The organism is Monashia sp. NPDC004114 (assembly GCF_053603855.1).
Genome location: NZ_JBSGGK010000031.1, coordinates 18856 through 39614 on the forward strand (window position 1 = coordinate 18856; position 20759 = coordinate 39614).

18 protein-coding genes are annotated in these 20759 nt (G+C 69.9%); 5 read left to right on the plus strand and 13 right to left on the minus strand.

Going from position 1 to position 20759, the window contains the following annotated elements:
* Positions 1–29 precede the first annotated feature (29 nt).
* On the minus strand, positions 30–605 hold the full coding sequence (locus ACWEOW_RS24280) for an acyltransferase (protein ID WP_452271827.1): 576 nt from the start codon (positions 603–605) through the stop codon (positions 30–32).
* Between the two features lie 50 nt (positions 606–655).
* Here ACWEOW_RS24280 and ACWEOW_RS24285 point away from each other — a divergent pair, with 50 nt between their 5' ends.
* Entirely contained in the window at positions 656–1726 is a 1071-nt protein-coding gene (locus ACWEOW_RS24285) for a hypothetical protein (RefSeq protein WP_452271828.1), read from the plus strand.
* A gap of 22 nt (positions 1727–1748) precedes the next feature.
* On the opposite strand, the gene ACWEOW_RS24290 is transcribed toward ACWEOW_RS24285, so the two are convergent.
* On the minus strand, positions 1749–2468 hold the full coding sequence (locus ACWEOW_RS24290) for a class I SAM-dependent methyltransferase (protein ID WP_452271829.1): 720 nt from the start codon (positions 2466–2468) through the stop codon (positions 1749–1751).
* 78 nt (positions 2469–2546) lie between these two features.
* Here ACWEOW_RS24290 and ACWEOW_RS24295 point away from each other — a divergent pair, with 78 nt between their 5' ends.
* The gene (locus ACWEOW_RS24295) at positions 2547–3077 is read left to right on the plus strand and encodes a 2'-5' RNA ligase family protein (protein WP_452271830.1); all 531 of its coding nucleotides are present in this window, start codon (positions 2547–2549) and stop codon (positions 3075–3077) included.
* 21 nt (positions 3078–3098) lie between these two features.
* Entirely contained in the window at positions 3099–4220 is a 1122-nt protein-coding gene (locus tag ACWEOW_RS24300) for a YihY/virulence factor BrkB family protein (protein WP_452271831.1), read from the plus strand.
* Between the two features lie 140 nt (positions 4221–4360).
* Here ACWEOW_RS24300 and ACWEOW_RS24305 read toward each other — a convergent pair whose 3' ends face one another.
* The 11 genes from ACWEOW_RS24305 to ACWEOW_RS24355 all read right to left on the minus strand — a co-directional run bounded on the left by ACWEOW_RS24305 (position 4361) and on the right by ACWEOW_RS24355 (position 18405).
* The gene (locus tag ACWEOW_RS24305) at positions 4361–5905 is read right to left on the minus strand and encodes a D-alanyl-D-alanine carboxypeptidase family protein (RefSeq protein WP_452271832.1); all 1545 of its coding nucleotides are present in this window, start codon (positions 5903–5905) and stop codon (positions 4361–4363) included.
* 64 nt (positions 5906–5969) lie between these two features.
* Complete coding sequence (locus ACWEOW_RS24310) at positions 5970–6719, minus strand: succinate dehydrogenase/fumarate reductase iron-sulfur subunit (RefSeq protein WP_452271853.1); 750 nt, start codon at positions 6717–6719, stop codon at positions 5970–5972.
* A 14-nt stretch (positions 6720–6733) separates the two neighbouring features.
* Positions 6734–8716 carry a fumarate reductase/succinate dehydrogenase flavoprotein subunit gene (locus tag ACWEOW_RS24315; RefSeq protein ID WP_452271833.1) on the minus strand — a complete coding sequence of 661 codons (1983 nt, stop codon included), beginning with the start codon at positions 8714–8716 and terminating at the stop codon, positions 6734–6736.
* Between the two features lie 3 nt (positions 8717–8719).
* Positions 8720–9445: a succinate dehydrogenase cytochrome b subunit gene (locus ACWEOW_RS24320; RefSeq protein WP_452271834.1), complete on the minus strand. Its 726-nt coding sequence runs from the start codon at positions 9443–9445 to the stop codon at positions 8720–8722.
* Positions 9446–9601: 156 nt separating this feature from the next.
* Positions 9602–10381 carry a succinate dehydrogenase/fumarate reductase iron-sulfur subunit gene (locus ACWEOW_RS24325; protein ID WP_452271835.1) on the minus strand — a complete coding sequence of 260 codons (780 nt, stop codon included), beginning with the start codon at positions 10379–10381 and terminating at the stop codon, positions 9602–9604.
* Positions 10378–12306: a fumarate reductase/succinate dehydrogenase flavoprotein subunit gene (locus ACWEOW_RS24330; protein ID WP_452271836.1), complete on the minus strand. Its 1929-nt coding sequence runs from the start codon at positions 12304–12306 to the stop codon at positions 10378–10380. Before ACWEOW_RS24330 ends, ACWEOW_RS24325 begins: the two co-directional genes overlap by 4 nt.
* Entirely contained in the window at positions 12306–13151 is an 846-nt protein-coding gene (locus ACWEOW_RS24335; RefSeq protein ID WP_452271837.1) for a hypothetical protein, read from the minus strand. Before ACWEOW_RS24335 ends, ACWEOW_RS24330 begins: the two co-directional genes overlap by 1 nt.
* Before the next feature lie 103 nt (positions 13152–13254).
* Positions 13255–14445, minus strand: a complete 1191-nt coding sequence (locus ACWEOW_RS24340) for a glycosyltransferase family 4 protein (protein ID WP_452271838.1) — start codon at positions 14443–14445, stop codon at positions 13255–13257.
* Positions 14446–14618: 173 nt separating this feature from the next.
* Positions 14619–15707 carry a mannose-1-phosphate guanylyltransferase gene (locus ACWEOW_RS24345; RefSeq protein ID WP_452271839.1) on the minus strand — a complete coding sequence of 363 codons (1089 nt, stop codon included), beginning with the start codon at positions 15705–15707 and terminating at the stop codon, positions 14619–14621.
* A gap of 161 nt (positions 15708–15868) precedes the next feature.
* Positions 15869–17467: an ABC transporter permease gene (locus ACWEOW_RS24350; RefSeq protein ID WP_452271840.1), complete on the minus strand. Its 1599-nt coding sequence runs from the start codon at positions 17465–17467 to the stop codon at positions 15869–15871.
* On the minus strand, positions 17464–18405 hold the full coding sequence (locus tag ACWEOW_RS24355; RefSeq protein ID WP_452271841.1) for an ATP-binding cassette domain-containing protein: 942 nt from the start codon (positions 18403–18405) through the stop codon (positions 17464–17466). Before ACWEOW_RS24355 ends, ACWEOW_RS24350 begins: the two co-directional genes overlap by 4 nt.
* Before the next feature lie 80 nt (positions 18406–18485).
* Between ACWEOW_RS24355 and ACWEOW_RS24360 the strand changes: the two genes are divergently transcribed.
* A complete protein-coding gene (locus ACWEOW_RS24360) occupies positions 18486–19010 on the plus strand; it encodes a GbsR/MarR family transcriptional regulator (RefSeq protein WP_452271842.1) in 525 nt (174 codons plus the stop codon).
* A gap of 117 nt (positions 19011–19127) precedes the next feature.
* Entirely contained in the window at positions 19128–20720 is a 1593-nt protein-coding gene (locus ACWEOW_RS24365) for an acyl-CoA mutase large subunit family protein (RefSeq protein WP_452271843.1), read from the plus strand.
* Positions 20721–20759 lie beyond the last annotated feature (39 nt).

Here is a 20759-nt window from a genome sequence, read left to right on the forward strand (position 1 = left end):
CCTGTTGCTCGCTGAGGGCAGCGTCGCTGTCAGTACCATTCGGGGCCGTAGTCGATCTCGTACGTCTGGTGGGGAGACCGGCTGCCGATGACCTTGGCCGGCACCCCGCTGACGACGGTCCACGGTTCGACGTCACGGTGGACGACGGATCCTGCGGCGACGACGGCGCCCTCGCCGATCGTCACTCCCTTGAGCACGATCACGCTGCTTCCGAGCCAGACGCGATCCTCGATCCGGATGCTGCCGAGGCGGCCGTCGAAGCCCGGTGCGTTGATGTCGTGGTCGGCGGTGATGAGCTGGGTGCGGCTGGCGATCACGACATTCCGGCCGAGCGTGATCCCGCCGCGCGCGTCCAGCAGGCACAGCCGACCCACGTGGCAGTTGCCCTCGATGGTCAGGTTCTGTGCCGCGAGGACCTCGGACCCGCCGAACAGGTACGTGTGCTCACCGGCGCTGAGACCCAAGGCACGCAGATAGGCGAGCCGCGCAGAGTTCCAGGGGACATGGGTCAGCAAGCGGTTGTGCAGGAGCTCCGCGACACCCCTGTTCGGCGTCACTTTCCGCAGGGGCCGGGGCAGGCGAGAGCGGAGCGTCGGCGAGGACATGGTGTAGATGGTCGCACACTCCCCGGGCGGCTCCGCTGTAGCCTGTCGCGATGGAGACGGGCGTTCACGATGGCACCGTCTACGTCAGCAAGTTTCCACCGTCGCGCAGCGGGATCGCGCTCTATGCACGCGTGTTCCAGCGCGTCCTCGAGCGACGTGGCCCCGTAACAGCTGTCCAGGCCCCACCGGACCCGTCCGACGCGCAGACCCTTCGCGCAGCCGCGCGCGGGTGGCGCCTGGGCAGGCGCCTGAGGCGTAGCAGCGCATCGTTGTGCCATGTCGAGCTCGGCGGGCGGTCGCTCTTCGAGTTCTTCCTCTGCGTCGGGCTGGTGACCGCGGGTGGTGGTCCGCGACTCGTCGTCACGTGCCACGACGCGCCGTCGCTCGTCGGCGCGTCTTTGCTGTTTCGCGGGCTCGACCGCCGCGGTTTCCGGCGTGCTGGACTCCTGCTGTCGTCCACCGTGGGAGCCCGCCTCGAACGCCGTGTCATCGCGTCGGCCGCGACCGTGCTGGCGCTGACCGGGGAAGGCGCCGACCGGCTCGCACTGAAGTTCGGGCGCGTGGTTCACCCGCTGCCACATGTCGTCGACCACCCGGTACTCGCTGCCAAGAATCGCGCAGTGTTCCTCCCTGGGCCGGTGGCCGACGCAGCGGAGGTCGAAGCGATAGCCGACGTCACGGCTCAGTCCGGGTGGAGCCTCGTGGTCGGCTCCTGCTCACCGGCGCTCAGACGGCACCTCGTGGAGGTCTTCGGTGACCGCCCGGACGTCGAGTTCACGGGGTTCCAGATGGAGGACGATCTGCTCGCAACCTTCGCGGCCGCCGGCATCGTGGTCCGTTTCCGCCGGCCGTCCGAAGGCGACAACGCCTTCGCTGCGAGCGGTCCGCTCATGTGGGGTGCCTCCCGAGGTTGTGTCTGCATCACCAACGACGGCAGGGCGGGAGCCCAGGAGCTGGCCACCGATGGCCTGGTCGTCCTGACCCCGGATCCGGTCGCCGGACTGGCGCAGGCCATCGCCGACTACACGCCCGCGACCGCGTCGCTCATCAGCGAGCGCACGCAGGAGATCCACGGCGTCCCCGCGGTCGCGGAGCTCTACCGGCGTGCCCTGACGAGCTGAAGCCGGCCGTGATCGTCGCTGCTCAGGAGCCGGACGGGCGCAGCGGCTTGCGGGCGACCATGACGATCATCGGACCCAGGGTCGGGCGCGCGATCGACATCCGGTTGAGCCCCTGCTTGACGACCCGGCGGACTGACGACGCGTCCTCGGTGTGGAAGTGCCGGCTCGTGGAGTACTCGATCTCCAGGCCGGCGATGGCCATGCAGCGCTCGACCTCGGGGAAGAGGTACTCGCGGGCGTGCCGGGCGTGTGGGACCCCGCCGATCCAGTCGTCGAGCGGGGTGTGCACCGTGCCGCCGCGCAGCAGCCGGATGCGGTTCATGACGTATGCCGCGTTGGGCGTCGTGAAGAACAGGTACCCGCCGGGTCGCAGGATCCGGGCGACCTCGCTGAGGGAGCGTACGGGGTAGTCGCGCAGATGCTCGAAGACCTCGGTGAAGATCACGCCGTCGAACGAGTCGTCGTCGAGCGGGTAGGGGGTGCGCTCGAGGTCCCACTCGACGTAGTCGACGCCGCCAGCCGCCAGCAGGTCCTTCATGCGGCCCTCGGTGCCGTCGGCCCAGCCGTCGGAGGCCACGCCGATGTCCACGGCGGTCGCGTCGTAGCCGCGGTCCGCGATCTTGACGATCTGGTCACCGGGAGCCGCACCCAGCTCGACGATGCGGGCCGGGGGCTGCAGACGCTCCGCGATCAGCTCGCCCAGGAACGCATACCTCGCCTGGGCGGTGACGTGCAGACTCATGGGCGGCACCCTACCCGGCCCGACTCGTCTGTGCGGCTGATGTTCCGGCGGCTCGCCACGTTCGGTACGGTCGGGGTCGTGAGTGTTGGCCATCCCACGACGATCGGTGTCTCGATCCCGATCCCGTCACCGCACGGCGAGTTCCTCCAGGAGCGTCGCGGCGCGTTCGGTGACACGTCCGCGTGGCAGATCCCCGCTCACATCACCCTGCTGCCCCCGACCGAGGTCGACGACGAGGGGTATGCCGCCTTCCGCGAGCACTGCGCGAAGGTGGCCGCCCAGCACGGCCCCTTCCGGGTCGTGCTGCGGGGCACCGGCACGTTCCGCCCGGTCTCCGATGTGGTGTTCATCCAGGTGGCGCAGGGAGTGTCGGCCTGTGAGGGCCTCGAGTCCGACCTGCGGTCCGGCCCCGTGCAGCGCGAGCTCGAGTTCAACTACCACCCGCACGTGACGATCGCCCACAACGTCCCTCTGGACGCCCTCAACCGTGCGTTCGACGAGCTTGCCGACTACAGCATCGACTTCCACGTGACGTCGTACTACCTCTACGAGCTGGGCACGGACGACGTGTGGCGCCCCGTTCACGAGTTCGAGCTGTCGGGAGGCTGACCGGTGCCGAGGTTCCAGGCGTTGACCACGTGGGTCAAGGCCTCGCGACCGTATGAGGCATGGCGCCGCTACGCCATCGCCAACGGCAACCTGCTGGCGGCGGGGGTGGCCTACTTCGCTTTCTTCTCGCTCTTCCCGGCCCTGGCCCTCGCCTTCGCGGTGTTCGGGACCATCCTCAAGGACCGGCCCGATGTCATGCAGACCCTCGTCCAGTCGGTCAACGACGCGTTCCCCGGGATGGTCAAGACACCGGAGACGCCGAACGGCGTCATCAGCATCGAGGCGCCTTCCAGCCTGACCCTGACCATCACCGGCGTCATCTCGTTCGTCACCCTGCTCCTCGCGGGCCTTGGCTGGGTGGGCGCGTTGCGCACTGGGATCCGGGGGCTGTTCGGCCTCAAGGCCTCGAGCGACAACGTCGTGTTCCGGCGGGTCCGCGACCTGTTCGCACTCGTGACCCTCGGGGCGGCCATCCTCGTGTCGGCCTTCGTCACGAGCGCCGTGGGCGGCTGGACCGGCACCGTGGCAGGCTGGCTCGGGCTGAGCGGCACCGGACCCTTGGTCGGCGTGCTCGGGTTCGTGCTCGGGGTCGCCCTCGACACCGCCATCATGGTCATCCTGCTGCGGATGTTCTCGCGGATCTCGCTGCCGTGGCGCAACGTCCGCGACGGCGCCGTGCTCGGCGCGCTCGCGATCACGCTGCTCAAGCTGATCGGTGGCTACCTCGTCAGCAGGGTGACGTCGAACCCCCTCCTCGGTGCCGTCGCCGTCTCCGTCGGTCTGCTCTTCTGGCTCAACCTCATCTCCCGCATCATCCTGCTGTCGGCGGCCTGGGCGGCCGCCAACGTCGACGTCGAGCGACTGGGCGCCGCGAACATCGGCCCGACGCTCGACCGCGTCGGCACCCCCGATCAGGACCTGCCGCGTCCTCCGGCTCTGTCCGCCGCGGCCGCCGGCGCGATGTCGGCCCCTCCGCCCGCCACCGGCGCCCCGACGTATGCCGCGCCGCTGGATGCGACGGAACGGCATACGTCAGCGGGGGGCTCGCGGGCGGCGGACCGGGTCAGCGTCGCGGCCGGAGCCGTGCTCGGTGCGGCCGCGACGGCCGCCGTGCTCGGGACACGTCGCAGGCGCCGGCGCTGACGACGCCTGGGAGTGGGCTCGAAAGGCCATCTGAAGGAACCACTCGATCGGGCGCGCGTGTGTCAGCTCGAGTGGCCGGAGCCAGAGCTACGGGACGGCGCGGTAGGCGCGCTCGTCACAGGCGACGAGGCCGACGGAGGTCACGTGGAGCTCCCGTCACTGCGGCGGCGGGCCCGACGGACACCCATGATGGTGGCGATGGCGACGAGGAGCACCGCGAGTGCGCCGCCTCCGACGAGAAGCACCGACTCACGGCCCGATCCGGCGATGGAGGCCACCGCCAGCTCGACCGACGACGGCGGGGGCGTGGTGATACCGGCGGCGGGCGTCGCCGGTCCGGCCGAGGGCTTCACGGCCGTCGCGGTCGTGGCGCTCGGTGGTGTCGCCTCGCCCGGTGAGACGAGACGCCCGACGGGCGTGACGCGCCCCGCGTTGGCGAAGCCCCAGTCGAGCAGCGCCGCAGTCGGCTTCCACGAGCCGGTGACGCTGCCCATCTGGGCGACCAGGAGGGTGCGGCCGCCGCGCGTCGCGGCGCCGATGAACGTGTGCTGGGCGCGATCGGTCCGGCCCGGCTTGATCCCCACGGCACCCTGGTAGTGCCTGAGCAGGTCGTTGATGTTGTAGATGTGGAACGGCTTCCACACCTTGCCCGACACGTCCTTGCCGCCCGGAAAGACCGCGTCGCGCTTGACGATCGTCGAGCGGAACTCCGGGAGCAGCATGGCCTGCCGGGCGATGAGGGCAAGGTCGTAGGCGCTCGAGCGCTGGTTGCCCTCGTCGAGACCGCTCGGGTCGACCACCACGGTGTCGAAGGCGCCGATCTGCTGGGTCGTCTCGTTCATCAACGCCACCGTGCGGTCGTAGCCGCCGGCCGCGTCGGCCAGCGTGTAGACGGCGTCGTTGGCGGAGAACATCAGCATCGCGTCGAACAGGCTGTGGACCGGATAGGGGTTGCCGGCGATGATTCCCACCCGCGAGCCCTCCGCGTTCTGCGCGTCCGCGCTCGCGCGGACCACGGTGCGGGGGTCGAGCCGCGGCATCAGGGTCAGCGCCGTCAGGGTCTTCAGTGTGCTCGCGGGGCGCAGCCACGCGTGCGGCGACTTTGCGGCCAGGATCTCGCCGGTGCCGAGGTCCGCGATGACGTAGGAGACGTCGAAGACGTCAGGGGGTGCCGGCACTCCGGGACGGGCATCGACGACGACGCCGGTCGACCCGAGCCGGGAGCCTCCGACGACCGTGTCCGCGGCCCATGCGGGGTGAGCGAACGGCGTGGGAGGGGCGTTACGGCATACGGTCCGCGGTTTGGCCGGTCTGGCTGGCTTGATCGGCGCGCCGGGGCGCGGAGGCGGCGTGACTGTCGCTTTGGGCGTCACGGGAGCAGTCGTGGGCGTCGTCGGCTCGGCGCTAGGGAAAACCCGTGGGGTGAGCACGACGCCGGGAGGCACGACGGTCGGGGTCTGCCAAGGCGCACACGTCGGCCCGGCCGCCGGAGCGGCAGCAGGCGCGACGGCAGGAGAGCCAGCGGGCGCGACCGCCGGGGCGCCGGCCGACGCCACACCCGGTGCCATGGCCGGCTCGGCGGCTCCCGCCGTCGTCACCGACAGGCCCAGTGCGGTTGCGCTGAGCAGGGCGCCCGCGACGGGGATCGTCCACGGGCGTCGCTGGCTCCGGTCAGCAGTCGTCATCGCCGGGAAAGACTAACCCGCCCCGGAGGTCCGGGGCGGGCGGTCGGACGAAGTGTCGTCAGGTCTACAGCACCTCGCGGTGGACGAGCGCGTGGCGCAGGTCCCGGTTCAGCTGGTTGATGACGTCGAGCGGGATCTCCTTGGGGCAGGCCAGGGAGCACTCGCCGATGTTGGTGCAGCCGCCGAACCCCTCGGCGTCGTGCTGGCTCACCATGGTGACGACCCGCGCGTCACGCTCCGGCTGGCCCTGCGGAAGCTCGCCCAGGTGGGTGATCTTCGCGCCCATGAAGAGCATGCCGGAGGCGTTGGGACACGCCGCGACGCAGGCGCCGCAGCCGATGCAGGCTGCGGCCATGAACGCGCGGTCCGCCTTCGGCTTGGGCACGGGGACCGAGTGGGCCTCCGGCGCCGCGCCGGTGTTCGCGCTGATGAAGCCGCCGGCCTGGATGATCCGGTCGAACGACGTGCGGTCGACGACGAGGTCCTTGATCACCGGGAAGGCGTCGGCCCGCCACGGCTCGATGGTGATCTCGTCGCCGTCCTTGAACGAGCGCATGTGCAGCTGGCAGGTCGTCGTGACCTCCGGCCCGTGCGCCTTGCCCGAGATCATCAGACCGCACATGCCACAGATGCCCTCACGGCAGTCGGAGTCGAAAGCGATCGGCTCCTCCCCGCGGGCGTTCAGCTGCTCGTTGAGCACGTCGAGCATCTCGAGGAAGGACATGTCGGGGGAGATGTCCGTGACCGGGTAGGTCACCATCTCGCCCTTCGCCTTCGGACCGGACTGGCGCCAGATCTTGAGGGTGAGGTTCATCGGGGTGTTCTCGGTCACTTGTAGCTCCGCTGCTTCATCTCGACGAACTCGTAGACGAGGTCTTCCTTGTGCAGGACCGGTGCCCCGCCCTCACCGCCCCACTCCCACGCCGCGACGTACGCGAACTCGTCGTCGTGGCGCAGCGCCTCGCCGTCCTCGGTCTGGCTCTCGGCACGGAAGTGCCCGCCGCACGACTCCCGCCGGTGCAGGGCGTCGATGCACATCAGCTCGCCGAGCTCGAGGAAGTCGGCGACGCGGCCGGCCTTCTCGAGGCTCTGGTTGAGGGTCTCGGCGGACCCGAGCACCTTGAGGTTGCGCCAGAACTCGTCGCGCAACCCGCGGATGAGGTCGATGGCCTTGAGCAGGCCCTCCTCGCTCCGCTCCATGCCGCAGTACTCCCACATGATGCTGCCGAGCTCACGGTGGAAGGAGTCGACCGACCGGTCGCCGTTGATCGACAGCAGCCGGGATACGCGGGAGTCGACCTCGGCCTTCGCCTCGACGACGTCGGGGTGGCTCTCGTCCAGCTGGGGGTACGGACCCTTGGCGAGGTAGTCGCGGATGGTGTGCGGCAGCACGAAGTAGCCATCGCCCAGGCCCTGCATGAGGGCTGAGGCGCCGAGCCGGTTGGCCCCGTGGTCGGAGAAGTTCGCCTCACCGGTGACGAAGAGGCCGGGGATGCTCGACTGGAGGTCGTAGTCGACCCACAGGCCGCCCATCGTGTAGTGCACCGCCGGGTAGATGCGCATCGGCACCTCGTAGGGGTTCTCGCCCGTGATCCGCTGGTACATGTCGAGCAGGTTGCCGTACTTCTCGGCGATCGCCTCGGCGCTCATCCGCTTGAGCGCGTCGGTGAAGTCGAGGTAGACGCCACGGCGGAAGTCGCCGACCTTCGGGCCGACACCCCGGCCCTCGTCGCAGACGTACTTCGCTGCGCGAGAGGCGATGTCACGGGGGACCAGGTTGCCGAAGGAGGGATAGATCCGCTCGAGGTAGTAGTCGCGGTCCTCCTCGGGGATCTGCCGCGGGTCCTTGTCGCAGTCCTCGGCCTTCTTGGGCACCCAGATCCGCCCGTCGTTGCGCAGCGACTCCGACATGAGCGTCAGCTTGCTCTGGTGCTCGCCCGAGACCGGGATGCACGTCGGGTGGATCTGCGTGTAGCACGGGTTGCCGAAGTAGGCGCCCTTGCGGTGCGCGCGCCACGTCGCGGTGACGTTGCTGCCCATCGCGTTGGTCGACAGGAAGAAGACGTTGCCGTAGCCACCGCTCGCCAGGACGACGGCGTCGGCCAGGTGGGTCTCGACCTCACCTGTCACGAGGTCGCGGGCGATGATGCCGCGGGCCCGGCCGTCGACGACGACGAGCTCGAGCATCTCGTGGCGGCTGAACATCTCGACGGTGCCGGCAGCCACCTGACGCTCGAGCGCCTGGTAGGCGCCGAGGAGCAGCTGCTGCCCCGTCTGGCCGCGGGCGTAGAACGTCCGCGACACCTGAACCCCGCCGAAGGAGCGGTTGTCGAGGAGGCCGCCGTACTCGCGCGCGAAGGGCACGCCCTGCGCGACGCACTGGTCGATGATGCTGGTGCTGACCTCGGCGAGGCGGTAGACGTTCGACTCGCGGGAGCGGTAGTCACCGCCCTTGACCGTGTCGTAGAAGAGGCGATACGTCGAGTCGCCGTCCTCCTTGTAGTTCTTGGCCGCGTTGATGCCGCCCTGGGCCGCGATCGAGTGGGCGCGGCGCGGGGAGTCCTGGTAGCAGAAGGTCTTCACGCGGTAGCCGGCCTCACCGAGCGTCGCGGCGGCCGCGCCACCTGCGAGTCCGGTGCCGACGACGATGACCGAGAGCTTGCGCCGGTTGGCCGGGTTGACCAGGGCCGCCTCGAACTTGCGCGTGCTCCAGCGGTCCGCGATCGGTCCCTCCGGCGCCTTGGTGTCCTGGATCGGGTCGCCCTCGGAGTAGAGGCCGTGGATGAGCGGTGCGTTGGCTGTCGTGGTCATCGGTCAGCTCCCCTTGACGATTCCGAACAGGATCGCGAGCGGCGGCAGCGCGAACCCGACGCTGATGACGAGCGCGATGATCGTGGCCTGGTACTTCGCGCGCCTCCGGGTCCGGGCGCTCCCGGTCCACCCGAGCGTCTGCGCGGCGCTCCAGACGCCGTGCCACAGGTGCAGGCCGAGGGCCACGAGAGCGAGCAGGTAGATCAGCACGACCCACCAGACCTGGAAGCTCGAGATGACGAGCTGCCCTGCGCTGTCACCGGATACGGCGTCCGGGCCGACGTTGAACTTGAGGATCGTGAACTGCAGCAGGTGCCAGACGAGGAAGAGCAGGATGGCCACTCCACCCCAGCGCATCACCTTGCTCCGGAGCGTCGCCTTCGCCGCCTCCTTGGCGACGTAGCGCGTGGTCCGGGCCCCGCGGGCCCGGCTCCACAGGTAGAACGCGGACCAGGCGTGCACGACGAGCGCGACCACCAGCAGGACCCGCAGGATCCACAGCAGGCCACCGAACGGCAGGAACGGCGTGAACATCGTGCGCAGGTGCAGGGCGTAGTCGTCGAACTCAGCGACACCGCCGAAGATCTTGAGGTTTCCGTACATGTGCAGGAACACGTAGAGCACGAAGAACGCACCGGAGACGGCCATGAGCAGCTTCATGAACACGGTGGTGCGGTGTGCCGCGGCAGGTTTACGTGCCCCCGCCTCGGGGAGAGTGTTGGTGGCCACGGACGCACCTTATCGCCGCGCTTCGGCGCCCCCGCTCGCTACTCCGGGGTAGACGGTCGACTGTGACAATTTCAACAAAGCGCGTTCAGTGTGCGGTCACCCGCCCTTTCCGCGTCGAGTGAGTCAGAGCGCTCACTCGACGGTGGGACGGAGCGCTCAATCGACTCTGGGGTGTGGTGGGGCTCCGGACTTGCGACGGCCGATCTTGGATCCGAGCCAGACGAGCGGGTCGTAGTGCCGCCCGGCGACCCTCTCCTTCATCGGGATGATGGCGTTGTCGGTGATCCGGATGTGCTCGGGGCAGACCTCGGTGCAGCACTTGGTGATGTTGCACATCCCGATGCCCTGCTGGTCGCGGGCGAGGTCGGCGCGGTCGGTGCGCGCGTCGAGCGGGTGCATGTCGAGCTCGGCGGCACGGATGAGGAACCGCGGCCCGGCGAAGGCGTCCTTGTTGGCCTCGTGGTCGCGCACGACGTGGCAGGTGTTCTGGCAGAGGTAGCACTCGATGCACTTGCGGAACTCCTGCGAGCGCTCCACGTCCACCTGAGCCATCCGGTACTCACCGGGTGCGAGGTCCGGCGGCGCGAACGCCGGGATCTCACGAGCCTTGGCGTAGTTGAAGGACACGTCGGTGACGAGGTCGCGAACGACGGGGAACGTCCGCATCGGGGTCACGGTGACCGTCTCGCCCTCGGCGTAGGTCGACATCCGTGTCATGCACAGCAAGCGGGGTATGCCGTTCACCTCGGCGCTGCACGACCCGCACTTGCCCGCCTTGCAGTTCCAGCGGACCGCGAGGTCACCGGCCTGCGTGGCCTGGAGCCGGTGGATGACGTCGAGGACGACCTCGCCCTCGTTGACCTCGACCGTGTACTCGACGAGCTCGCCGCCGGTCTCGTCGCCCCGCCAGACCCGGAACGTCGCGTCGTAGCTCATGACCCGCTCCCTTCGCTTCGTCCGGCCGGCTCGGGCAGGGCTGCCAGCTCGTCCGGGGTGAGGTACTTGCCCAGCTCGGCGCGCGTGAACAGGGCGAGCAGGTCGTCGCGCATCGGCGGCATCGGCTGCTCCTCGACCGTGATCCCGGTGCCGTCCGGCGTCATCGAGCAGATGAGGTTCTTCGCGCGCCACTCGGGGTTCATGCCGGGGTAGTCGTCGCGGGTGTGTCCGCCGCGGCTCTCCTTGCGCTGCAACGCGGCTCGCGCGACGCACTCGCTGACGGCGAGCATGTTGTGCAGGTCGAGCGCGAGGTGCCAGCCGGGGTTGAACTGCCGGTGGCCTTCGACGGTGAGGTGCCGGCTGCGCGCCTTGAGGTCCTCGAGGGCGGCCAGGGCCCGCTCGATCTCGGGCGCGGTGCGGATGATGCCGACGAGGTCGTTCATCGTCTGCTGCAGCTCCTGGTGGAGCGAGTAGGGGTTCTCGCCGCCCTCCTCCTCGAACGGTGCGAGCGCTGCCGCAGCGGCGGCGTCGATGGCCGCCTGCGGCACCTCGGGCCGCGTCTGCCCGAGCCCTTCGACGTATGCCGCAGCGCTGGCCCCCGCACGGGCGCCGAACACGAGCAGGTCCGACAGGGAGTTGCCACCGAGCCGGTTCGACCCGTGCATCCCGCCGGACACCTCGCCGGCGGCGAACAGCCCGGGCACGCGGGCGGCCGCGGCGGTGTCGGGGTCGACCTCGACACCGCCCATGACGTAGTGGCAGGTCGGTCCGACCTCCATCGGCTCGGTCGTGATGTCGACGTCGGCAAGCTCCTTGAACTGGTGGTGCATCGAGGGCAGCCGCTTCATGATCTCGGCGGCGCTGCGGCGCGAGGCGATGTCGAGGAAGACCCCGCCGTGGGGTGACCCGCGGCCTGCCTTGACCTCGGAGTTGATCGCGCGGGCGACCTCGTCACGCGGGAGCAGCTCCGGTGGTCGCTTGTTGTTGTCCGGGTCGGTGTACCAGCGGTCGCCCTCTTCCTCGGTCTCGGCATACTGGCCGCGGAACACGTCGGGCACGTAGTCGAACATGAACCGCCGGCCCTCGGAGTTCTTGAGGATGCCGCCGTCGCCGCGCACTGACTCCGTGACGAGGATTCCCTTGACCGACGGCGGCCACACCATGCCGGTCGGGTGGAACTGGACGAACTCCATGTTGACGAGCGTCGAGCCGGCCCGGAGGGCGAGCGCGTGGCCGTCGCCGGTGTACTCCCACGAGTTGGAGGTCACCTTGAACGACTTGCCGATCCCGCCTGTGGCGAGCACGACGGCCGGTGCGTTGAACCGCACGAAGCGGCCGGACTCGCGCCAGTAGCCGAAGCCGCCGGCGACGGCTCCGTCTGCGTCCCGGAGCAGCTCGGTGATGGTGCACTCGGCGAAGACCTTGAGGCGGCTCTCGGCGTCGCCGGTCTCACGCGCGTCGTCCTGCTGGAGCGAGACGATCTTCTGCTGCAGGGTCCGGATCAGCTCGAGGCCGGTGCGGTCCCCGACGTGAGCGAGCCTGGGGTACTCGTGGCCGCCGAAGTTGCGCTGGCTGATCCGCCCGTCCGCGGTCCGGTCGAACAGGGCACCGTACGTCTCGAGCTCCCACACCCGGTCGGGGGCCTCCTTCGCGTGCAGCTCGGCCATGCGCCACGAGTTGAGGAACTTGCCGCCTCGCATCGTGTCGCCGAAGTGCACCGACCAGCTGTCGTTGCTGTTGACGTTGCCCATGCTCGCGGCGATCCCGCCCTCGGCCATGACCGTGTGAGCCTTGCCGAAGAGGGACTTGCACACGATCGCGGTGCGCATGCCCGCCTCGCGTGCGGCGATGGCCGCACGAAGCCCGGCTCCTCCGGCGCCGACGATCAGGACGTCGTAGTCATAGGTCTCGAGCTCGGCGCTCATCAGTTGACGAACCTCAGATCGGTGATGGCCCCGATGGACACGAGGGCGATGTAGGCGTCCGTGAGCATGAGCGTGCCGAGGGTGATCCAGGCCAGCTCCATGTGCCGCGTGTTGAGCCGGGACACCACGGTCCAGGCGCGGTACCGGACGGGGTGCTTCGAGAAGTGCTTGAGGCGGCCGCCGATGAGATGGCGGCACGAGTGGCAGGACGTCGTGTAGAGCCAGAGGAAGCAGACGTTGACGACCATGATGACGGTGCCCAGGCCGATGCCGAAGCCGCCGTCGGCGCCGTGGAAGGCACGGATGGCGTCGTAGGTGTTGAGGGCCGAGACGACGAGGGCCGCGTAGAAGAAGTAGCGGTGGATGTTCTGCAGGATCAGCGGAAAGCGGGTCTCACCGGTGTACGACCCGTGGGGCTCGGCCACCGCGCAGGCCGGCGGCGACAGCCAGAACGACCGGTAGTAGGCCTTGCGGTAGTAGTAGCAGGTGAGGCGGAAGCCGAGCAGGAACGGCAGGATGAACAGCGCGAAGGGTACGAAGGGCGGGAACTCGCCGAACCACGTGCCGAAGTCGCGTGATGCCGGGATGCACGATTCGGAGACACAGGGGGAGGAGAACGGCGAGAGGTAGTGGTACTCCTCGACGAAGTAGGCCCGCTGAGAGACCGTCCGCACGAGTGCATAGAGCAGCCACAGGGTGAGCAGGACGAAAGTGACGACCGGCTGAACCCACCACCGGTCGACTCGGAGCGTGCGTTCCGCGAGCCGTGCTCTGCCGGGTGTGCCCACACCCCCTGGGACAGAACCGCCCGACGCCGACCCAGAGTCGAGTCGCGTACCACTCATCGTCAGAACCTCCACCGTCGTTGGCCGGGCGCCGTCGATCACTCTAGGTCCGGGCCCGCCTCGATGGTGGTTGTTGACGCGATCGCTTTGTCGGCGTTGCGGCTCAGGCGGCCGGCGCGCGCACGCCGGCGCGCCGACGACCGGCGAGCACGTGCTCGAAGTGCTCCACGAGACGCACGACGACGCTCGCCCACGACCGGTCGCGGACTCGTTCGAGGCCGCGCCGGCCGAGGTCCGCACGGTGCCGCTCGGAGGCGAGCACCCGGCATACCTCGTCGCGCAGGGACCCCTCGCGCGTGGGGTCGAACAGGTAGCCGTTGACGCCCTCGTCGACGAGGTCGACAGGGCCGCCCGCCCGGGGCACGACCACGGGCAGGGCGGTCGCGCCGGCCTCCTGGATCGTCTGGCCGAAGGTCTCGGCGGTGCCCGTGTGGACGAACACGTCGAGGCAGGCGTAGGCGCGGGCCAGGTCGTCGCCGTGCCGCGCCCCGAGGAACACGGGGGAGCGGTTCGGCCGGCCTGGCGACGAGGCGACCGCCTCGGCGAGAACCGCTCCGAGCAGGGCTCGCGACGGACCGTCGCCGACGACGACGAGGCGGGTGCCCGGCAGGTCGGCCAGCTCGGCGAGCCGGTCGACCTCCTTCTCCGGCGCGAGCCGTCCGACGTAGCCGATGAGCAGCTCCCCGTCCGGGGCCAGGTCCCGGCGCATCGCCCGCGTGAGGGCATCCAGACGCCAGGCCGGGTTGAAGAGTGCGGCGTCGACGCCCCTGCCCCACAAGGCGGTTCGCGGCACGTCATGGCTGCGGAGGTCAGCCAGCGACTGGGTCGAGGGTGCCAGCGTCAGGTCGGCCCACGAGTGGATCCGTCGGATCCACCGCCACGTCGTCGCGGCCGCGGCGGTGCCGGCGGCGCCGGGCGTGTGCTGCCGCACGTATGCGGCCATGTCGGTCTGGAAGACGGCGACGCTGGGCAGCTCGAGACGGCGGGCCGCGGCGAGGCCGCCTGCCCCGAGCACGAACGGGCTGGCGACATGCACGACATCGGGCCCGAAGCCCTCGAGCACGCGTTCGATCTCGGGCATCGGCAGCCCGACGTCGAACTGCCGGACGGGCAGGGATGTGACGCGGTGGACTGCGGCGCCGTAGAAGGTGGCAGGACCCTGCTCCCGGGTCCGGGGTGCGATGACGGTGACGTCGTGCCCACTCTCGGTGAGGTGCTCGACGACCCGGCACACGCTGTTGGTGACGCCGTTGACACTCGGGAGGAACGACTCGGTCACGATCGCGACTCGCACAGTTCCACGGTGCCGACCGCAGGTCGCCGGTGGGCGACCTGCGGGGGTGTCTCCGATGGCGGGTGGGTGACAACCCTTCTGACTACAGGTTGCCCCTCAGTGCCACTGAGCGACGCACACCCGGCCCACGGACATATCTAGGGTCCCGCCGGGGTTGCCGTCGCCAACGGTGGTCAGGTGAGGTCGGTGCGGCCGAGGGCGGTGAGGGCCTCGACGATCTTCTTGACGTCCTGAGCGCGGTCGGGGCGCGTGATGAGCAGGGCGTCCTGGGTGTCGACGACCACGAGGTCCTCGACCCCGATGAGGGCCACGAGGCGGCCACCGGTCGCGACCGTGGCCTTCGAGTCGATCGTGATGATGTCGTCGGCCGGTCCGATGGCCGTGATCCCCGGGAGCTCGGCCGAGGGGGCGACGAGGCCGGCCAGGGACGCGAAGTCTCCGATGTCGTCCCAGCCGAGAGCGGCCGGCACGACCGCGACCCGGCCTGCGGCGGCGGCCGGCTCGGCGACGGCATGGTCGATGGCGATCTTGGGCAGGGTCGGCCACAGGTCACGCATCCGACGCGGGTCGGCCGCGATCGTCCTCAGGTGGTTCACCATGTCCGGGTGCTGCTGCGCGAGCAGCTCGAGCAGGGTCGTCGCTCCCACGACGAACATGCCTGCGTTCCACCGGTACTCACCCGTGGAGAGGTATGCCGTGGCGGTGGCCTTGTCGGGCTTCTCGACGAACTCGTCGACCCGGTGCGCGCTCGGGGCGTCCGGGACGTCGAGGTGGGCACCGAGCTTGATGTAGCCGAAACCGGTCGCCGGGTGGGTCGGCTCGATGCCGATGGTGACCAGCTCGCCCAGGCGGGCCAGCGCCACCGCCTCGGTGACCGCCGCGCGGAAAGCGTCCGGCTCGGTGATGACGTGGTCGGCCGCGAAGGAGCCGAGGACGGCCTCCGGGTCGCGACGCTCGAGGATCGCCGCAGCGAGGCCGATGGCCGGCATCGAGTCGCGGGGCGACGGCTCTCCGACGACCGCGTCGTGGCCGAGCATCGGCAGCTGCGCCCGAACGGCGTCCTCGTGGGCGGTGCCGGTGACGACCAGCATCTGCTCGCCGACCAGTGGCTCGAGGCGGTCCCACGTCGCACGCAGCAAGGACTGTCCGGACCCGGTCAGGTCGTGCAGGAACTTCGGTGACTGCCGGCGCGAGATCGGCCAGAGTCTCGTGCCGGCTCCGCCGGCAGGAATCACGGCCCAGAAGCCGGGGATCGCAGTCATGGAGCACACCGTAGCGACTGATCCGCCGGGTCATCCGCCGACTCAACGTCGACTCAACGTCGACTCAACGTCGGCGGGCATCAGTCGGCGGATCAGGCTGCCCTGCCGGTCGCCTTGGCGGCACCAGGTGCAGCTGACCCGCCGACTGACGGGTCTCGACGTCAGGCCGGGAGGTCTCTGCGCCGCAGCCCGGCGAGCCCGATGGCCAACACCGCGGCAGCGATCACGAGGAGCGCGACGACGGGGGTGGCGTGGAAGGTCCCGCCTGGAAGCGCCGGGACATGCCCGAACGGCGACAGGTTCGTCGTCCAGTCCGGCAGCCCGAAGATCGTCGCGAACTCGCCGAGCAGCAGGAACGCGATGAGGACCGCCCAGACGAGCCCGGTGAACCGCGGCACCAGGCCGACGAAGGCGACGGCGATCGCGATGCACACCCAGATCGCGGGCAGGGTGACGAGCGATGCCGCGACGAGCCGTCCCACCGAGCCGGCGACATCACCCGTGCGGCGGCCGTCGACGAGTCCCGCGGACGCACCGACGAGGGCCATCACGACGGCCGTGGCGACCATGGCCGTGCCGGCGTGCGCCAGACCCCACCGGATGCGGGTCACCGCGGTGGCGAGGACGGACTCCGCACGCATCGACGTCTCCTCAGAGCGCATCCGCGTGACGAGCGAGATCCCCATCGCTGCGACAGCGATCGCAGCGATGTGCAGCTCCGCCGTGAAGAACGTGTCGACGAGGGATCCGACGCCGCTGCCGAGCTTGCGGAGCAGCTCCGCGGTCTGCGGGGAGTCCATGAGGGACTGGACGTTGCCGGCGATGGACCCGACGACCGAGCCCAGCAACACCGAAAGGACCACCCAGCCGATCACCGTGCCCCGGGCCAGCCGCGCGGTCAGCCCCTCGACGGTGGACATCCGCCCCCTGGCGGGGCCGGGCCGTGGCGGGATGATGCCCGCGCCGAGGTCGCGTCGCTCGAGCAGGTAGAAGGCGGTCGCGGTGAGCGCTGCGTATGCCGCGACGCCGAGGAGCAGGGGCCAGAGGCGGTTCTCGCCGTAGGGGGACACCTTCTCGCCCCAGCCCAGGGGAGAGATCCAGGTGAGGAAGCGGACTGGGCTGTCGTCTGCGGCCGTGTCGCCGACGGCGCGGAGCAGGAAGGCGACGCCGAGAGCCCCGAGCGAGAACGTCGCGGTGCCGCGGGCGGTCTCGGTGAGCTGGGCCGCGAAGGCGGTCACGCCGACCCAGGTCAGCCCGATCGTCAGCCAGGCGACGCCGAGAGCGACCGAGCCGGTGTGGTCGAGGCCGACGCCGATCGCGGAGATCGTGATCAGAAGGGCCGTGACGAGCACGGCGATGGTCCCCAGCAGGACCGCGGCGGCGAGGGGCGCGCGTCGACCGACGACGCCGGACCCGACCAGCTCGAGCCGTCCTTCCTCCTCCTCGGTCCGGGTGTGCCGGCGCACGACGATGTAGGCGAGCAGGCAGAGGAAGACGGCGCCGAGCAGGATGGTCTTGAAGACCGCGAACGCGTCGAGGGTCATGCTCGTCAGCGGGCCGTACATCGCGACGAGGGCCGGGTTCTTGAAGATGTCGCCGATCGCACCGAGCGCAGATCCGGTGTCGGGATAGAGCGCCACCGTCGCCTGTGCTGAGCCGGCGACGAACACGACGAGGACGAGGATGCTGACAGGGATGAGCACCCGGTCCCGCCGGGCTGCAAGGCGCAGGAGGGCGCCGGTTCCGGTGAAGCCGTTCATCGGGTGGTCGCCGCCTCCCGAGCAGGCTGCTCGCCGTCGGGGCCGGCGGCGGTCGAGCGGTACTGCTCCATGAAGAGCTCTTCGAGCGTGGGCGGCGCGCTGGTCAGCGTCCTGATGCCGTGCCGGCCGAGGACGGCGAGCAGGTCACCGAGGTGCTGGGTCTCGACGGCGCACACGACATGGTGGTCGGTGACGGCGAGATCGGCCAACCCTGGCACCCCGTCGAGCTCGGCCGCCTCGATCGTGCGCTCGAGCGTGGCGTCCACCGTGGTGCGCGACAGGTGCCGCAGCTGGTCGAGCGTGCCGGACTCGACGTTGCGCCCGGCCCGGATGATGCTGACCCGGTCGCAGAGCGACTCGACCTCGCTGAGGATGTGGCTGGAGAGCAGGATCGTGGCGCCGCGCTCCCGGAGCTCGCGGGCGGCTTCCTTGAAGACCGCCTCCATCAGCGGGTCGAGACCCGAGGTCGGCTCGTCGAGCAGGAACAGCTCGACGTCCGAGGCCAGGGCCGCGACGAGGGCCACCTTCTGACGGTTGCCCTTGGAGTACGACCGGCCCTTCTTGGTGGGGTCGAGGTCGAACCGCTCGAGCAGCTCGGCGCGGCGCTTCTCGTTGAGCCCGCCGCGAAGCTTGCCGAGCAGGTCGATGACCTCGCCGCCCGTGAGGTTGGGCCACAGTGCGACGTCGCCCGGGACGTAGGCCAGCCGCCGGTGCAGAGACTCGACGTCGCGCCATGGGTCGCCGCCGAGCAGGGTGGCACTGCCACCGTCGGAGCGGAGCAGGCCGAGCAGGATGCGGATGGTCGTGGACTTGCCGGCACCGTTGGGGCCGAGGAAGCCGTGGATCTCTCCGGTGGCCACGTCGAGGTCGAGCCCGTCGAGGGCGACCGTGGCTCCGAAGGTCTTGCGCAGGTCGTTGACCTGGATCGCTGAGGTCATACCAAAGACGATACACAACATTCAGCATTTACTGAACGTAAAAATTTCGTTAAAATCGCTGACAGACCATGGGAGGCGACATGAGCTCAGCAGGGCGAGGCGGCAAGCGTGACGAGCGCGCAGTGGCGACGTACGTCGAGCGGTTGGGTGACACGCTGACCGACGCCGGTATGCCGCGGCTGGCCAGCCGCGTCTTCGCCCAGCTGCTTGCCGACGACGACGGGCGGATGACCGCGGCCGAGCTGACCGAGGCCCTCGACGTGAGCCCGGCAGCCATCTCCGGTGCGGTGCGCTACCTCACCCAGACGTACCTGATCGGCAAGGAGCGCGAGCGCGGCTCGCGGCGGGACGTGTACGTCGTCCAGGCCGATGCGTGGCACGGGGCGATGCTCTCGCGGGACCGGGTGCTCTCCCAGATCGAGGCCAACCTCCGAGCGGGTGTGCCGGCCGTCGGCGGGACCGCGACCCGCGCCGGCCGCCGCATCCAGCTGTCGGTGGCGTTCCTCGAGTTCCTCGCCGAGCGGCTCGGCGCGATGGAGTCCGAGTGGCAGCAGCACCGGATCGAGGTCACCCGCGGCTGGCCCGCCGACGAGTCGCCCGGCTGACCCGAACGGTGGCCGGCCGGTCGGCTCAGCGGAACGGCATACGAACGTGAACGTGAGATCGGCAACGTTCGGCCCTCGGCCGGAGACCGCGCCGACCATCGCCGATACGCTCGAAGCATGGCTGACAGCACTGGCGCGCGCTCCGAGTCCGACCTGCCCATCGAGCCCGTCTACGACGCGTCGGCCCTCGACGGCTGGGACCCGTCGGCACAGCTCGGCGCGCCCGGGCGGTACCCGTTCACGCGCGGCGTGTACCCGTCGATGTACACCGGCCGGCCGTGGACGATGCGGCAGTATGCCGGCTTCGGCACCGCCAAGGAGAGCAACCAGCGCTACCACCAGCTCGTCAAGGCCGGCACCGGCGGGCTCTCGGTCGCCTTCGACCTGCCGACCCAGATGGGCTACGACTCCGACGAGCCCATCTCCCATGGTGAGGTCGGCAAGGTCGGCGTCGCCATCGACAGCATCGACGACATGCGGGTGCTCTTCGACGGCCTTCCGCTCGGCGAGATCTCGACGTCGATGACGATCAACGCCCCGGGCTCGACGCTGCTGCTGCTCTACCAGCTCGTCGCCGAGGAGCAGGGCGTCTCGAGCGAGCTTCTTGCGGGCACGATCCAGAACGACGTGCTCAAGGAGTACATCGCCCGCGGCACCTATATCTACCCGCCGCGCGAGTCCCTCCGTCTCGTCGCCGACGTCTTCGCCTACTGCCACAAGGAGATGCCGCGCTGGAACACCATCTCCATCAGCGGCTACCACATGGCCGAGGCGGGCGCGTCGCCCGTGCAGGAGATCGCCTTCACCATCGCCAACGCCATGGAGTACGTCCGCGCGGCCGAGGCGGCCGGCCTCCAGGTCGACGACTTCGCACCGCGCCTGTCCTTCTTCTTCGTGGCGCGCACGACGCTCTTGGAGGAGGTGGCCAAGTTCCGTGCCGCGCGCCGCATCTGGGCCCGCATCATGCGCGACACCTTCGGCGCGCAGAACCCGAAGTCGATGATGCTGCGCTTCCACACCCAGACCGCCGGGGTGCAGCTGACCGCGCAGCAGCCGGAGGTGAACCTCGTGCGCGTCGCTCTGCAGGGCCTCGGCGCGGTGCTCGGCGGCACCCAGTCACTGCACACCAACTCGTTCGACGAGGCGATCGCGCTGCCCACCGAGAAGGCCGCCCGCCTCGCGCTGCGCACGCAGCAGGTCATCGCCTACGAGACCGATGTGTGCAAGACCGTGGACCCGTTTGCGGGCTCGTATGTCATCGAGTCCATGACCGACGAGATCGAGAAGGCGGCGCTCGAGCTGATCCAGGCCGTCGAGGACAAGGGTGGAGCCGTCGCCGCCATCGAGCAGGGCTTCCAGAAGTCGGAGATCGAGCGCTCGGCCTACCGCGTGCAGCTGGAGATCGACAGCGCCGAGCGCACCGTCGTCGGCGTCAACCGGTTCACGCTCGACCAGGAGGAGCGGTACGAGCCCCTCCGTGTGGACCCGACGATCGAGGCCGACCAGTGCCGCCGGCTGGAGCAGCTGCGGACCGAACGCGACGACGCCGCGGTCAAGGCGGCCCTCGCGCAGCTGCAGGAAGCCGCCCGCGGCACCGACAACGTCCTCTACCCGATGAAGGACGCGCTCGCAGCGCGCGCGACCGGAGGCGAGGTCGCGCACGCCCTTCGCGAGGTGTGGGGCACCTACCAGCCCCGCGAGACCTTCTGAGCCGGCCGGCATACCCGGCACTGTGTGGTGCCAAGGGCC